General features: G+C 63.3%; 12 protein-coding genes and 1 tRNA gene. 9 read left to right on the plus strand and 4 right to left on the minus strand.

Annotation, left to right across the window (positions count from 1 at the left end; all coding sequences use genetic code 11):
• The 3 genes from HNQ81_RS15530 to rnc form a co-directional block, all read right to left on the minus strand.
• Window positions 1–215 (minus strand): TetR/AcrR family transcriptional regulator (locus HNQ81_RS15530; RefSeq protein WP_183352228.1); only part of this gene is annotated, 215 nt, incomplete at its 3' end.
• Between the two features lie 242 nt (window positions 216–457).
• Window positions 458–1,486, minus strand: a complete 1,029-nt coding sequence (locus tag HNQ81_RS15535; RefSeq protein WP_183352229.1) for an elongator complex protein 3 — start codon at window positions 1,484–1,486, stop codon at window positions 458–460.
• 6 nt (window positions 1,487–1,492) lie between these two features.
• Entirely contained in the window at window positions 1,493–2,221 is a 729-nt protein-coding gene (rnc, locus tag HNQ81_RS15540; protein ID WP_183352230.1) for a ribonuclease III, read from the minus strand.
• A 61-nt stretch (window positions 2,222–2,282) separates the two neighbouring features.
• On the opposite strand from rnc, the gene HNQ81_RS15545 reads away from it, so the two are divergent.
• Window positions 2,283–2,358 (plus strand) — tRNA-Cys (locus HNQ81_RS15545).
• Window positions 2,359–2,481: 123 nt separating this feature from the next.
• Here HNQ81_RS15545 and HNQ81_RS15550 read toward each other — a convergent pair.
• Window positions 2,482–4,992 (minus strand): glycogen/starch/alpha-glucan phosphorylase, encoded by a 2,511-nt coding sequence (locus tag HNQ81_RS15550; RefSeq protein ID WP_183352231.1) that lies wholly within the window; start codon window positions 4,990–4,992, stop codon window positions 2,482–2,484.
• A 330-nt stretch (window positions 4,993–5,322) separates the two neighbouring features.
• Between HNQ81_RS15550 and HNQ81_RS15555 the strand changes: the two genes are divergently transcribed.
• The 8 genes from HNQ81_RS15555 to HNQ81_RS15590 all read left to right on the plus strand — a co-directional run bounded on the left by HNQ81_RS15555 (window position 5,323) and on the right by HNQ81_RS15590 (window position 12,692).
• Window positions 5,323–5,928, plus strand: a complete 606-nt coding sequence (locus tag HNQ81_RS15555; protein WP_183352232.1) for a tetratricopeptide repeat protein — start codon at window positions 5,323–5,325, stop codon at window positions 5,926–5,928.
• An 83-nt stretch (window positions 5,929–6,011) separates the two neighbouring features.
• Window positions 6,012–7,301 carry an O-acetylhomoserine aminocarboxypropyltransferase/cysteine synthase family protein gene (locus HNQ81_RS15560; RefSeq protein ID WP_183352233.1) on the plus strand — a complete coding sequence of 430 codons (1,290 nt, stop codon included), beginning with the start codon at window positions 6,012–6,014 and terminating at the stop codon, window positions 7,299–7,301.
• Window positions 7,302–7,310: 9 nt separating this feature from the next.
• Complete coding sequence (gene metX, locus HNQ81_RS15565) at window positions 7,311–8,468, plus strand: homoserine O-acetyltransferase MetX (protein ID WP_183352234.1); 1,158 nt, start codon at window positions 7,311–7,313, stop codon at window positions 8,466–8,468.
• The gene (gene metW, locus HNQ81_RS15570) at window positions 8,449–9,087 is read left to right on the plus strand and encodes a methionine biosynthesis protein MetW (RefSeq protein ID WP_183352235.1); all 639 of its coding nucleotides are present in this window, start codon (window positions 8,449–8,451) and stop codon (window positions 9,085–9,087) included. The genes metX and metW overlap by 20 nt, the downstream gene beginning before the upstream one ends.
• Before the next feature lie 45 nt (window positions 9,088–9,132).
• Window positions 9,133–10,116: a serine O-acetyltransferase gene (locus HNQ81_RS15575; RefSeq protein WP_183352236.1), complete on the plus strand. Its 984-nt coding sequence runs from the start codon at window positions 9,133–9,135 to the stop codon at window positions 10,114–10,116.
• Window positions 10,117–10,146: 30 nt separating this feature from the next.
• Complete coding sequence (cysK, locus tag HNQ81_RS15580; RefSeq protein WP_183352237.1) at window positions 10,147–11,058, plus strand: cysteine synthase A; 912 nt, start codon at window positions 10,147–10,149, stop codon at window positions 11,056–11,058.
• 127 nt (window positions 11,059–11,185) lie between these two features.
• Window positions 11,186–12,091: a selenium metabolism-associated LysR family transcriptional regulator gene (locus HNQ81_RS15585; RefSeq protein ID WP_183352238.1), complete on the plus strand. Its 906-nt coding sequence runs from the start codon at window positions 11,186–11,188 to the stop codon at window positions 12,089–12,091.
• Between the two features lie 31 nt (window positions 12,092–12,122).
• On the plus strand, window positions 12,123–12,692 hold the full coding sequence (locus HNQ81_RS15590) for an acyloxyacyl hydrolase (RefSeq protein WP_183352239.1): 570 nt from the start codon (window positions 12,123–12,125) through the stop codon (window positions 12,690–12,692).
• The last annotated feature ends 12 nt before the right edge of the window (window positions 12,693–12,704 follow it).

The following is a 12,704-nucleotide window of genomic DNA, read 5'->3' on the forward strand; positions in this document are numbered from 1 at the left end:
AGCAACTCCTCCGCCACCCACTCCATCACCGCCGCCAGTACTGCGGCCTTGTTGGGAAAATGTCGGAACAGGGCCCCCTGGGTCAGTCCCATGCGTTCGGCGATCGCCGCCGTGGTGATGCCATTCGGATTCTGCTCGGCGGCCAGTTCGATCACGGTCTGGACAATCACCGCGCGCCGTTCCTCGGCCGGGAGATGATGGCCACGATTGCTCATACGCCCTCCTTTCTAGATAGTAATTATTTACTATCTTCAATAGTACGGCATCGACCACCTCTGTCAAGACCGATGGTCTCAACATCGACAAAACGAACCCAAAAAGCAGGGAGTGTTGCCCGGCGATGGTCCTGCCGGTTGGTTGCTGCCGCAGGAGGGTCGTATCGGCTGGCAACGAACCGGAATGGAGACAAACTGCGGGTGCAGGTCGAGCTCTGCGACTGCCAACGGCGCAGCTGGGATCAGGATGGGCAGGAAGGAGGTCTCTGACCGACAATATATTCCACACTCCCCCGAGCCGCTCGCCGATCTTCCTCCAGGGTGAAAAGACTGGCGTAGCCGAGGGCCGCCAGGCGCCGGAGGGTGACTCGGTGGCGGCCGACGATGGCCGACCGGTCCCGCCCGGATATGCGGATCGTCAGATGTTCGTCTTGCGTCAGGCATGCCAGCCGCCGCCGGATCCGTTTGAACCACAGCCGCGACTGGACACACTCGCCGAAGGCCGGGTGATAAGGCCCGGCCACGATCCCGGCCTCCAGTTCGGCGGAGGGCTGCAGGCCCATGCGGATCACCCGGATACCGGCGGCGGCGAGCAACTCCTTCGCCCGGGCGGTCTTCGCCACCGCCTGGTTGAGCGACAGCGGTCGATAGCGGCCGGCCTGCCACTCTTCCTCCAGCCCGGTATTGCGCAGCACCACCGCCGGGTAAAGCCGGACCACGGCCGGGGCCAGGACGATGGTCTGGCGGATGCCGGCGATGAAGGAACGGTGCGTTTCCCCCGGCAGACCAGGCATCAACTGAATACCCACAGTAATCCCGGCCTGTTGCAGCAATTCCACTGCCCGCCGACTGTCCGCCGCCGTATGGCCGCGGCGGGCCGCCCGCAGCACCTGGTCGTCGAAGGACTGGACACCGATTTCGACGATGCCGACCCGATGGTCGCGGAGGAACCGGCAGGTCTCGGCATCGATGCAATCCGGCCGGGTCGACAGACGGATCGAATGCACCTCACCGGAATCGACAAACGGCCGCACCGCCGCCAGCAGCCTCTCCTGCTCCGTCTGGGGCAGACAGGTGAAAGAACCGCCGAAAAAGGCGGCCTGGACCTCGTCGCGCCCCGGGCTCCTGTCGATCCAGGTGCGGATGATATCGCCGATGGCCGCCGCATCCGACGCCGCCTGCCCGGCCGCGGTAACGCTGTGCTGGTTACAGAAAAGGCAGAGGTGGGGGCATCCCCGATGCGGGATGAAGAGCGGAATGACAAGAGGCATGACCGATCATTCGCCTTCCTGCAGCCGCCCGAGGGCGGCGGCGGCGGCCCGCTGCTCCGCCTCCTTCTTCGACCGGGCCTGCCCGGTGCCGAGAATCTCGCCGCGGAACACGACCGAGGTGGTGAACAGCGGTTGGTGCGACGGCCCCTCCTCCTGATCCAGCTGGTACTGGGGCCCCTCGTTGAACCGGTCCTGCAGTATCTCCTGCAATCGACTCTTGGCGTCGGCCACCAGCAGTTCCTCCTTCTTGCCGGAGATCGCCGGGATGAAGAAGGTCTCGATGCATCCGGCTGCCAGGTAATAGCCGGCATCCTCGAAGATCGCTCCGATCACCGCCTCATAGGCGGAACTGAGGATAGAGGACTTGTTGCGGCCGTTCGAGGCATCTTCCCCCTTGCCGAGGCGCAGGAAGCGTCCGAGTTCGATGTTGCGCGCCATCTGGGCCAGGTGGGTTTCGTTGACCAGGGCCGAACGGAGGCGGGTCAAATCTCCTTCCCGCATCTCCGGATACCGCTGGTGCAGCAGGTGACCGACCGCCAGATAGAGGACGGCATCGCCCAGATACTCGAGGGTCTCGTTGTTTTTGCCGAAGGACGGCTGTTCGAAGGAATAGGACGAGTGGACGAGGGCCAGTTGCAACAGCCGCAGGTCGGTGAAACGGTATCCGAGGATCTTCTCTAACTCGCTCAGCGGCTCCTTGTTCTCCTGCACCAAGGCGTCGAGATCCGTTGCCATGCTCAAATATTTCCTCTTGTCAAAATGATTAACTATGGTATAAAGATGGCCTCATCGTTGCGGCGGCGTAGCCAAGTGGCTAAGGCAGTGGTCTGCAAAACCATTATTCAGCGGTTCGAATCCGCTCGCCGCCTCCAGCAGATACAAGGGACCATGGCATCAGCCATGGTCCCTTTCGCGTTTCCGGCCGGTTCACGGCTGCCCCTGTATAGCACAGACGAAGGCGATACGCACGCCAAAGTTCAGCCGTCGCGCCTCCCTCAGGCAACAGGTATCCCCCAGATCTCCTCGGAATACTCCCTGATCGTCCGATCGGTCGAGAATTTGCCCATCCGCGCGACGTTGAGAATCGCCATCCGCGTCCACTCCTCAGGGTCGAGGAAGGCGGCGTTGACACGATGCTGACACTGAATGTAGGACTCCAGATCGAGCAGCAGCAGATAGGGGTCGTACTTGTTCATCAGACTTTCGACCAGCGGCATGAACAGGTCGCGATTGCCGGGACTGAAACAGCCGTTCCTCAGGCTTTCGATCACGTCGTTGATCTCGGCGTTGGCCTGGCAGATCTGCAGCGGCGTGCGGCTGATATTGAGACGCTCGTACTCGGCCTCCTCGGCGGTCATGCCGAAGATGAAGATATTGTCCTCGCCGACCTCCTCGCGGATCTCGATATTGGCTCCGTCGAGGGTACCGATGGTCAGGGCTCCGTTGAGCGCGAACTTCATGTTGCCGGTGCCGGAGGCCTCGGTGCCGGCGGTGGAGATCTGCTCGGACAGGTCCGCCGCCGGAATGATCTTCTCGGCCTGGGACACCGTGTAATTGGGAAGAAAGACAACCTTCAGCCGGCCGAAGATGCGGGGGTCGTTGTTGATCACGTCGGCAATCGAGGTGATCAGCTTGATGATCAGTTTCGCCCGCCAGTAGGACGGGGCCGCCTTGCCGCCGAAGATCACGGTCCGGGAGGCGATTTCCTCGCCGCCGTTGCGCAGGATCCGGTGGTAGAGATGGATGACGTGCAGGGCGTTGAGCAACTGCCGCTTGTACTCGTGGATCCGCTTGACCTGGACGTCGAACATCGAGTCGGGATCGATGGCCAGCGAACAGAGGTCCTTGACGTATTCGGCGAGCCGCACCTTGTTGGCCCGCTTGACGTCCTGCCACCGGCGGCGGAATTCGGGGTCATCGGCGCAGGGTTCGAGCCGGCGCAGCTGGGCAAGGTCGGTGACCCAGTCATCGCCGATGTGCTCGCCGATCAGGGCCGCCAGCTCGGGGTTGGCCTGCAGCAGCCACCGCCGCGGAGTGATGCCGTTGGTCTTGTTGTTGAATTTTCCCGGATAGAAGCGGTGAAAATCGTGGAACAGCCGGTCCTTCAGCAGCCGGGTGTGCAATGCCGCCACCCCGTTGACCGAATGGCTGCCGACGATGGCGAGATGGGCCATGCGCACCATCTTCGGCGGCCCCTCCTCGATGATCGACATGTTCCGCAGCCGGTTGATGTCGCCGGGATAGGACTGAGCCACTGCCTCGAGGAAGCGGCGGTTGATCTCGTAGATGATCTCGAGGTGCCGGGGCAGGACCCGGCCCAGCAGATCGACGGTCCATTTTTCCAGGGCCTCGGACATCAGGGTATGGTTGGTATAGGCGAAGGTCTTGACGCAGATATCCCAGGCCTCCTCCCAGGTCAGGCCTTCAATGTCGAGGAGCATCCGCATCAGTTCGGGGATGGCGATGGACGGATGGGTATCGTTGAGCTGTATCGCCACCGCATCGCTGAATTTGCCGAAACCTTCCCGGTTGTTCTTCTTGAAGCGCCGGATCACGTCCTGCAGGGTCGCGGCGACGAAGAAGTACTGCTGTTTGAGCCGCAGTTCCTGGCCGGCGAGGTTGTGGTCCGGCGGGTAGAGAACCTTCGAGATGGTCTCCGAACTGACCTTCGACTGGACGGCGCTGATATAGTCTCCCTGGCTGAAAAAGCCGAGGTCGAAGTCACGCGAGGCCCGGGCCGTCCACAGGCGCATATTGATGACATGATCGTTGCGGTAGCCCGGCACCAGGATGTCGCAGGGCATGGCCATAACGTCGGTGGTATTGACCCACTTGGCCCGGTAGCGGCCGTTGTCGTCGAGGTACCCGGTGACATTGCCGTAGAAACGGACCGGGAAGACCGGCACCCGCCGTTCGAACTCCCACGGCGTGCCGTAGCGCAGCCAGTTGTCCGGGGTCTCGACCTGGTAGCCGTCGATCAACTGCTGGTAGAACAGGCCGTACTCATAGCGGATGCCATACCCGTAGGCCGGGATTTTGAGGGTGGCGATCGAATCCATGAAACAGGCGGCGAGGCGTCCGAGACCGCCGTTGCCGAGCCCGGCATCCTCCTCCTGATCACGGATCTCGCTCATGTCGAAGCCAAGTCCCTCGATGGCCTTCTTCGCATCCTCCATGATCCCGAGGTTGACCAGGCTGTTGCCGAGGGAACGGCCGATCAGGAACTCGAGCGAGAGATAGTAGACCCGTTTCTTTTTCTTGGCATAGAAGGTTTTCTGGGTCGAAATCCACTTCTCGACCATGATGTCGCGCATCGTGTAGGCCAGGGACTTGTAGACGTCGGTCGGCCCCGACCGCTCCGGGTCCCGCCCTTGAAAACTCATCAGATGGTGGATGATGTTGTCCTTGATCGCCTCGGTATTGGTCTTGAAAAACACCTCGGGACAAGAAGGTGCATCCTTTCCCGAATCCGACTGGGACTCAACCTTCTGCAATTTTTTTTTCATGTTCCGTCTCCATGGTTCTCAACCGGGAAACCCGGTTCGCTTTTCGCGTCTACTCCGCCCCCTTCCCCGCATTCCCGACATTGACAGCGGACCCAGCCTGCTTATTTCTATCCAAATGGGCCGGCGGTGAAGCGGAAACAATCCGTATCGTTCCAGTCTGCCATGACTGCAGCGGAGTGTCCAGACCTTGCGGGCGATTCTGTCTTTTTGTTGAGAATTGTACCACATTGCAGTATACAGGGAGACCGTTCGCAGAAATGTATCCGACTGTCATCGTCCCGCCCGTACCCGAGACCGTCGCCAACCCGTCCCCCCGAAAGCGGAAAAGCCATGACCACACGACAGCCAGCCTCGAAAAACCGGACGCCGATCCTCCTCCTGATCGTTTTCATCGGCGGCTTTCTCGCCGGTGTCGCCTTCACTACCTATAAGACGAGCCGGATGGCGGCGCCGCCGGCAACCGGGGAACAGGCGGCCCAGCAGATTTCGCAGGAACAGGCCGAGGCCATCACCCAGCTCGAAAGCGCAGTCACCAGCCAGCCGAACGATTATCAGGCATGGATCAGGCTCGGCCACCTCTACTTCGATACCAACCAGCCCGAGAAGGCAATTCAGGCCTACACCCGATCGATCGCCCTGCATCCGCCCGACGCCAATCTGCTGACCGATCTCGGCGTCATGTACCGCAATACCGGACAGAAGGAAAAGGCGATCGCATCCTTCGACCAGGCCCGGCAGCTCGATCCGCGACACGAACCGTCGCGGCTGAACAAGGGTATCGTCCAGCTCTTCGACCTCAATGATCCGCAGGGAGCCATAGCCAGCTGGGAGGAGCTGCTCCGCCTCAACCCCGAGGCCAAGATGACCGACGGCAGCAGCGTCCGCCAGTTTATCGACGGGGTGCAGAAGGAACTGGCGAACCAGAAGGACAGGTAATGGCCCGCACCGGTCCCGTAACGGTTGCTTCCTGCCGGAACGGATCAAGATCCGTCCGCCGCCCCAGCCATAAAGGAGAGACCATGAAATTCGAGACCCTCGCCCTCCATGCCGGCCATACCGTCGACGGGGACAGCCTGTCGCGGGCGGTGCCGGTGTACCGGACCAGCGCCTACCTGTTCCGGAGCACGAAGCACGCCGCCGACCTCTTCGCTTTGAAGGAGGCCGGCAATATCTACACCCGTATCGGCAATCCGACCCAGGCCGTGCTCGAGGAGCGGTTCGCCGCCCTCGAGGGTGGAGCGGCGGCCGTCGCCCTGGCCTCCGGCACCTCGGCGATCTTCTACGCCATCATCAATATCTGCCGCCAGGGCGACGAGCTCGTGGCCGCCAACAATCTCTACGGCGGCACCTACTCGCAGTTCGACTCCATTCTGCCGCAGTTCGGCATCAAGGTCCATCTCGTCGACCCGAGCGACCCGGACAATTTCGCCCATGCCATCACCGAGCGCACTCGCGCCCTCTACTGCGAGACCCTCGGCAACCCGGCGCTGAACATGACCGACATCCAGGCGGTAGCCGATATCGCCCATCGCCACGGGCTGCCGCTGATCGTCGATTCGACCTTCACCCCGCCCTGCCTGTTCCGGCCGATCGAGCACGGCGCCGACATCGTCGTCCACTCGCTGACCAAGTGGATCGGCGGTCATGGCACCGGTATCGGCGGCATTGTCGTCGACGCCGGGACCTTCGACTGGAGCGACCCCAGGTTCACCCTCTACAACGAACCGGATCATTCCTACCACGGCCTGCGCTACGCCCACGATCTCGGCGAGATGAACCGCATCGCCTTCGCCCTGCGGCTGCGCCTGGTGCCGCTGCGCAACCTCGGCGCCTGCATCTCGCCGGACAATGCCTGGCTGTTCCTCCAGGGCATCGAAACCCTGGCCCTGCGGATGGAGCGGCACAGCGCCAACGGCCAGGCCGCCGCCGCCTACCTTCACCGCCATCCGGCGGTGGCGTGGGTCAATTACCCCGGCCTCCCCGGCTCGCCCGGCCATGAGACCGCCCGCAAATACTTGAACCACGGCTATGGCGGCATGGTCGCCTTCGGGATCAGGGGCGGGACGACGGCGGGCAGCCGCTTCATCGAAGGGCTGCGGCTGTTTTCGCATCTGGCCAACGTCGGCGACGCCAAGTCGCTGGCGATCCACCCGGCCTCGACCACCCACTCCCAGCTGTCGCCCGAGCAGCTGGCGGCGGCCGGCATCGACGCCTCGATGATCCGGCTGTCGATCGGTATCGAGCATATCGACGACATCCTCGCCGACCTGGCCCAGGCCCTGGACCAGGCGATCGAGGGACAGGACTGATCGTCGGCCATGACCATCGCCACCGGACAGGGCGCCCCGGCCTCGATCGGCATCGTCGAAAAACGCTTCCACCGGTTTGCCGACCCGCCCGACACCATGGTGCTCGAGAGCGGCACCCGGCTCGGGCCGATCACCGTCGCCTTTGAGACCTGGGGCCGGCTGAGCGAGGGGCGCGACAACGCGATCCTGGTTGCCCACGCCTTCTCCGGCGACGCCCATGCCGCCGGCCGCTACCCCGGCGAGAGCGGGGACGACAAGCCGGGGTGGTGGGACTTTCTGATCGGTCCCGGCAAGGGGATCGACACCGACCGCTATTTCGTGATCTGCGCCAACATCCTCGGCTCCTGCATGGGCACCACCGGCCCCTCCTCGCTCAACCCGGCCACCGGCCGCCCCTACGGCCTCGACTTCCCGATGGTGACCATCGGCGACATGGTCGAGACCCAGAAACGGCTGCTCGACCATCTCGGCATCGACCGCCTGCTGACCGTCGTCGGCGGCTCGGTCGGCGGCATGCAGGTCCTCGAGTGGTGCCGGCGCTACCCCCGGGTCGTGCGCTCGGCGATCCCGATCGCCACGACGATGCGCCACTCGGCCCTGGCCATCGCCTTCAACGAGATCGCCCGCCAGGCGATCATGGCCGACCCCAACTGGCAGGGCGGCAACTACTACGACACCGGCCGCCGCCCCGATCTCGGCCTCGCCGTGGCCCGGATGGTCGGCCACGTCACCTACCTCTCCGACGAGGCGATGCGCCGCAAGTTCGGCCGGCGGCTGCAGGACAAGAACGATTTCTCCTTCGGCTTCAACGCCGATTTCCAGGTCGAGAGCTATCTCCGCCACCAGGGCAGCAAGTTCGTCCGCCGCTTCGACGCCAATTCCCTGCTCTACATCACCCGCGCCGCCGATTATTTCGACATGACGCAGCGGCCGGATCCGATCGATTCCGCGCGACCCGGCATCAAGTATCTCGTGATCTCCTACAGTTCCGACTGGCTCTACCCGACCTACCAGGCCAGGGAGCTGGTGCGGCGGCTCAAGCGGGCCGGACAGGACGTCAGCTTCTGCGAGATCGAGGCCGACTGCGGCCACGATGCCTTCCTGATCCCGGACGAGCGCCTGAGCAACCTGATCGGAGGATTTCTCCATGGCATCGCCGCAGCCTGAACATATCCGTTTCGACCTCCAGGTCATCGCCTCGCTGATCGAACCGGGGAGCCGGGTCCTCGACCTCGGCTGCGGCAGCGGCGACCTGCTGGCCTGGCTGGCGGCGGCCAGGGATGTCAGGGGCGCCGGGATCGAACAGGACAAGGACAAGGCCGCCCGCTGCATCGCCCGCGGCCTCAGTGTCCTCCAGGGCGACCTCAACGCCGAGGTCGAAGACTACCCGGATGCCAGCTTCGACTACGTCATCCTCAGCCAGACCCTGCAGCAGGTCTACGAACCGGCCCGCCTCCTCCGCTCCCTCGCCCGGATCGGCCGCCGGGTGATCGTCAGTTTCCCCAACTTCAGCCACTGGACGATCCGGCTGCAGCTGCTGTGGCGCGGCATGGCCCCGAAAAACGACCAGCTGCCGTACTCCTGGTACGACACCCCGAACATCCGGGTCATCACCCTCGCCGACTTCCGCCGCTTCGCCCGTGACGTCGGCTACCGGATCGTCCGCGAGATCGCCATCGATACCGACACCGCCAGCCGCAGCGGCAAGGTCGTCGAATTTCTCGCCGACTGGCGGGCCACCTATGGTATCTTCATCATCGAACAGAAAAATTCCGACGGCGCCTGACTTCGCCGCCTTCCTCCCTCTCCACTTAAAGCGAGCACCGCAGCCATGGCACCGAAAATACAGCCGCAAACAACGATCGACACCATCGCCGACATCTGCAACCACATTCAGATCAGCCAGTCGAGCCGGCACGACAAGGTCCCGGCGATCGTCAACCGCCTGCTGAACTCCTGGAGCACGAAGGAATGCTACGAGCATATCAGTCCGGTGTCGATCCCCTCGCACGACAAGATCATCGAAATCGTCCAGCAGGCGCGGCGCATCCTCTTTCCCGGCTATTTCACCAGGACCAGGCTGCATGCCGCCAATCTCGAATACTATATCGGCAAGGAAACGACCGATCTCTACGAGAAGGTGGGTGAACAGATCGTTATCGCCATCCGTCACGACTGCCGGCGCAACAACCTGCCCTGCACCAGATGCGAGGAACGGAGTCAAGAGTTGACCCTGGCCTTCATCGAGTCCCTGCCCGATGTCACCGCCACCCTCGCCACCGATATCCGGGCGGCGATCGAAGGCGATCCCGCCACCGACAGCCCCGACGAGGTGATCTTCAGCTACCCCGGCCTCCTCGCCATCTCGATCTTCCGCCTGGCCCACGAGTTGTTCCGGCTCAAGGTGCCGATCGTCCCCCGGATCATGACCGAATACGCCCACAGCCTGACCGGCATCGACATCCACCCGGGCGCCACGATCGGCGAAGGCTTCTTCATCGACCACGGCACCGGTGTCGTCATCGGCGAGACCACCGTCATCGGCAACAACGTCCGCCTCTACCAGGGCGTCACTCTGGGAGCACTGTCGCTGCCCCGCGACGCCGGCACCAAGCTCCGGCACCAGAAGCGCCACCCGACGATCGAGGACGATGTCATCATCTACGCCAACACCACCATTCTCGGCGGCGATACGGTCATCGGCCGCGGCTCGGTCATCGGCGGCAACATCTGGCTCACCGAGAGCGTCGAGGCCGGCACCAGGGTCATGCTCAAACGCCCGGAACTGATCTATGCCAACGGTCGGGCCAGATAGCCTAACCATATCCCCGCAACGAGGCCAGTCATGAAACTGACGGAAACCACAGGCAACACCCCGCTCCTCGCCCTCGACAACTTCGCCGCCGGCGCCGCCGCGACCATCCTGGGCAAACAGGAATCCCGCAACCCGATGGGCAGCGTCAAATGCCGGATCGCCGTGGCAATGATCGATGCCGCCACGGCCGCCGGCGCGATCACCCCGGCCACCACGATCATCGAGCCGACCAGCGGCAATACCGGTCTCGGTCTGGCCTTTGTCTGCGCCAGCCGCCGCCTCCGCCTGATCCTGACCATGCCCGAGAGCATGAGCATCGAGCGCCGCAAACTGCTCAGCCACCTCGGCGCCGAACTGGTGCTGACCCCGGCGGCGCTGGGGATGAAGGGGGCGATCGCCGCCGCCGAACGTCTGCTGGCCGAGACGCCGGACGCATTCATGCCCGACCAGTTCGCCAACCCGGCCAACCCGGAGGCCCACCGCCGCACGACTGCCGAGGAGATCTGGCGCGACAGCGGCGGCCAGGTCGATGTCCTTGTCGCCGGGGTCGGCACCGGCGGCACGATCACCGGCATCGCGGAGGTGCTGAAGGCCCGCAACCCCGCCCTGCACGTGGTCGCGGTCGAACCAGCCGCCTCGCCGGTGCTCTCCGGCGGCAATCCCGGCCCCCACAAGATCCAGGGCATCGGCGCCGGCTTCGTTCCCAAAGTGCTGAACAGGGCGATCATCGACGAGGTCATGACCGTCAGCGACGACGACGCCTTCGCCACGGCCAGGGAGCTGGCGCGAAGCGAGGGCATCCTCTGCGGCATCTCGAGCGGCGCCGCCGCCTGGGCGGCCCGGCAGATCGCCCGTCGACCCGGCCAGGCGGGCAGTACCATCGTCACTATCCTGCCCGACACCGGGGAACGCTACCTGAGCACCCCGCTGCTGCTCGATTGACGTTGCCCGAGCCGCTCCGGTACCGACGAAGCCGTAGAAAACACTGGAAAATCCGGGAGGATGGCACTATACTTTCCGTTGACCATGAGGCCTTCCCGGCCCCCGACCACATGAACCAGACTCCAATTTGAGGACCGAGACCATCGAAACACGTCACCTGAAGGTTTTCGTCGCTGTCTACAAGAACCGCAGCTTCACCAAGGCCGCAGAATTGCTGCATACCAGCCAGCCGACAGTCAGCGAACATATCCACAACCTCGAGTCGCGACTCGACTGCCGGCTCTTCGACCGCCTCGGCCGGTCGATCATGCCGACCCTCGAGGCCCAGCTTCTCTACCCACGGGCACTGGCGATACTCGAAGACCTGCGCAAACTGGAAGACGAGGTCAGCGCCACCGGCAAGGGAGTGGCCGGCGAACTGATGATCGGGGCCAGCACCATCCCGGGCGAATATATCATTCCCAGGCTGGCATCGTCGTTCAAGGCGAAGTACCCGGGGGTCTCGTTCGAGATCAGGATCGGCGATTCCGCCGGAATCGTCGACAGTGTCGCCGACAACGACCTGCTGATCGGCATCGTCGGGGCCCGGATACCGTCCCGCAAGGTCAATTACCAGCCCTTCATCGAGGATGAACTGATCCTCGTCGCCGCCGCCGACGCCGACATCCCGGGTGCGATCGAAGTGACCGATCTGACCGCCCTGCCCTTCCTGATGCGTGAGGAAGGATCGGGGACGCGGAAGAATATCGAGGCCTTTCTCGCCAGGAAGGACCTCGGCATCGAGCACCTGAAGATCTGTGCCACCCTGGGATCGAGCACCGCCATCAAGGAATCGGTCAAGGCCGGCCTCGGGGTGTCGATCATCTCCCGTTTGGCGATGCGAGACGAGCTCCAGGGCGACCGGGTCAAGGTAATCAGGATCAAGGGCTTGACGATGAAACGCTCGTTCTATATCATCTCCGCCCCCAAACGGAGCCTGCCCAACCACTACCGCCTTTTTCTCAACCGGCTCATGGAGGAACGGAAACTCTGAACCACTCATCATGACCCCAAAGGATACTATCATGCAGCCACGCGGGTATATCAAAGTTCTCAGCCTGGCCCTTCTCCTCGCCATCATCCCGGCAATCGGGACGACAGCGAAGGCGGATACCACCTCAAGCGCGACAGCGGAAAAAACCGGCCTGTATTCGACCGGTGCCCGTTTCGGCACATCGTTTCGGGGTGAAGACACCGATCAGGCCGACTTCTTCGTCGCCAGAAAACTGCCGTGGGCCAGGAATCTGTCGTCCGGCTGGAATCTCGGCGCCGCCGTGGAACTGGACCTCAGCATCCTCCAGCATGACGACGAGGAAGTCGTGGCCGGATCGGTCTCGACCGACCTGATCCTGTCGTCACCGGGACACCGTTTCTTCCTGTTGACGGGAGTCGGCGCCGGCGTCCTCGAAGACGAAATTCTCGGCGATATCAATTTCGGCGGCCCGGTCTTCTTTCTCTTCCATGCCGGGGCCGGCCTCCGCCTGACCCCCTGGCTCTCCCTCGGTTACCGCTATTCACACATGTCCAACGGCGGCATCTACAGCAGGAACCCGAGCCTGAACCTGAACATGGTGGAGCTGCGGTTCACCTTCTGAAACAGGAGAGGG

The sequence above is a fragment of the Desulfoprunum benzoelyticum genome (assembly GCF_014201505.1).
GTDB lineage: Bacteria > Desulfobacterota > Desulfobulbia > Desulfobulbales > Desulfocapsaceae > Desulfoprunum > Desulfoprunum benzoelyticum.

Coding starts and splice junctions, on each gene's coding strand:
- HNQ81_RS15535 (WP_183352229.1), bottom strand. CDS start 1,486: ATGCCTCTTGTCATTCCGCTCTTCATCCCGCATCGGGGATGCCCCCAC.
- rnc (WP_183352230.1), bottom strand. CDS start 2,221: ATGGCAACGGATCTCGACGCCTTGGTGCAGGAGAACAAGGAGCCGCTG.
- HNQ81_RS15550 (WP_183352231.1), bottom strand. CDS start 4,992: ATGAAAAAAAAATTGCAGAAGGTTGAGTCCCAGTCGGATTCGGGAAAG.
- HNQ81_RS15555 (WP_183352232.1), top strand. CDS start 5,323: ATGACCACACGACAGCCAGCCTCGAAAAACCGGACGCCGATCCTCCTC.
- HNQ81_RS15560 (WP_183352233.1), top strand. CDS start 6,012: ATGAAATTCGAGACCCTCGCCCTCCATGCCGGCCATACCGTCGACGGG.
- metX (WP_183352234.1), top strand. CDS start 7,311: ATGACCATCGCCACCGGACAGGGCGCCCCGGCCTCGATCGGCATCGTC.
- metW (WP_183352235.1), top strand. CDS start 8,449: ATGGCATCGCCGCAGCCTGAACATATCCGTTTCGACCTCCAGGTCATC.
- HNQ81_RS15575 (WP_183352236.1), top strand. CDS start 9,133: ATGGCACCGAAAATACAGCCGCAAACAACGATCGACACCATCGCCGAC.
- cysK (WP_183352237.1), top strand. CDS start 10,147: ATGAAACTGACGGAAACCACAGGCAACACCCCGCTCCTCGCCCTCGAC.
- HNQ81_RS15590 (WP_183352239.1), top strand. CDS start 12,123: ATGCAGCCACGCGGGTATATCAAAGTTCTCAGCCTGGCCCTTCTCCTC.